2 protein-coding genes are annotated in these 1592 nt (G+C 45.5%); both read right to left on the reverse strand.

The window, feature by feature from the left end:
- Nucleotides 1–40: 40 nt before the first annotated feature.
- A complete protein-coding gene (locus AB5935_RS25565) occupies nt 41–1489 on the reverse strand; it encodes a UDP-N-acetylmuramoyl-L-alanyl-D-glutamate--2,6-diaminopimelate ligase (protein WP_004298206.1) in 1449 nt (482 codons plus the stop codon).
- 29 nt (nt 1490–1518) lie between these two features.
- Nucleotides 1519–1592, reverse strand: a 74-nt coding sequence (locus AB5935_RS25570) for a PASTA domain-containing protein (protein WP_368327824.1), incomplete at its 5' end; no start/stop codon positions are given.

Raw genomic sequence — 1592 nt, forward strand, 5'->3', positions numbered from 1 at the left:
AGATAACGAAGCCGGTCGGCATATTAGCACAGTCTATTCATTATTTAAAAATTTCTTTAAGTACTTCTTTGTCATCAAAATGATGTTTCACTCCTTTTATCTCCTGGTAATTCTCATGTCCTTTTCCGGCAACGAGAATTACATCTCCTTTCTCCGCCAGCATGCAAGCCGTGCGAATCGCTTCTTTACGGTCGGCAATACTTAGTGTTTTCTTCATATCTTCCGCATCCAGTCCGGCAAGCATGTCATTGATGATGTCTTGCGGCTCTTCAAAGCGCGGATTGTCGGAAGTGATGATGACGCGGTCACTCGCTTTGGCAGCTTCCTTTGCCATGATGGGGCGTTTGCCCTTGTCGCGGTTACCGCCGGCGCCTACCACGGTAATCACTTTTCCTTTTCCTTCAAGCACTCCATGAATAGCGTTCAGTACATTAATGAGAGCATCCGGGGTATGTGCATAATCAACAATCGCCGTAATTCCCTGCGGTGAGCGGACCGCATCGAAGCGTCCGGCTACCGGATGAAGTGTGCTAAGAGCTACAAGCACCTCTTCTTCTTTCTTGCCTAACAGAACTGCCGCCCCGAATACCGCCAATAAATTGGAAGCATTGAACTTTCCGATAAACTGAACTGCCAGTTCATGATTGTTGAAGTCGAGCAGCATCCCTTCGAAATGAGACTCTAATACCCGTCCTTTAAAGTCGCTAAGACTTCTCAATGAATAAGTATAGACCTTCGAACGTGTGTTCTGCGTCATTACCAGTCCGTTTTTATCGTCCAGATTGGTCAGGCTGAATGCATTTTTCGGCAGATCGTCAAAGAATTTCTTCTTCGCTTTCAGATAGTTCTCTACTGTTTTATGATAGTCGAGATGGTCGCGGGTCAGATTTGTAAAGATCCCTCCTGCAAACTTTAGTCCACTGATACGTTTCTGTGCAATCGAGTGGGAGCTGACTTCCATGAACACATATTTGCATCCTTCATCTGCCATCCGTCCCAACAAACAGTTCAACGTGATTGGATCAGGAGTAGTATGTTCTGTCGGAATCGGTTCATCATCGATGTAATTGCAAACGGTAGAAATCAATCCCACCTTATAGCCGAAATAACGGAATGTATTATATAATAAGGTAGCGATCGTTGTTTTTCCGTTCGTTCCGGTAACGCCGACCAGTTCCAACTTGGAAGTCGGGTCTCCGTAGAAGGTAGTGGCAATCTTTCCTACCGCATCTTCGCTGTCTTTTACTCGTACATAGGTGATCCCCGCTACAGGTTCTTCCGGCATATCCTCGCAAAGGATGGCGATTGCTCCTTTTGCGATGGCAGCAGGTATATAAGCATGGCCGTCGGCTTGTGTGCCACGCATTGCCATGAATAGCTGTCCGGCTTCCACTAGACGGGAGTCTATGTTGACACCGGTGATTTCTATGTTTGAATCTCCGGCTACCTCTACCGGTTGGATTGCTTTCAGTAACTCATTTAATAACATCACTCTATTCAATTTTTAATCTTTAATTTTTAATTAAGCGTAAGCGTCACTGTCTGTCCCTTCTTAACAATCGTTCCGTTGGCTATCGACTGGCTTTTTACTT

Source organism: Phocaeicola sp. RTP21198st1_B8_RTP21198_201120 (genome assembly GCF_040929485.1).
GTDB classification, from domain to species: Bacteria; Bacteroidota; Bacteroidia; order Bacteroidales; family Bacteroidaceae; genus Phocaeicola; species Phocaeicola dorei.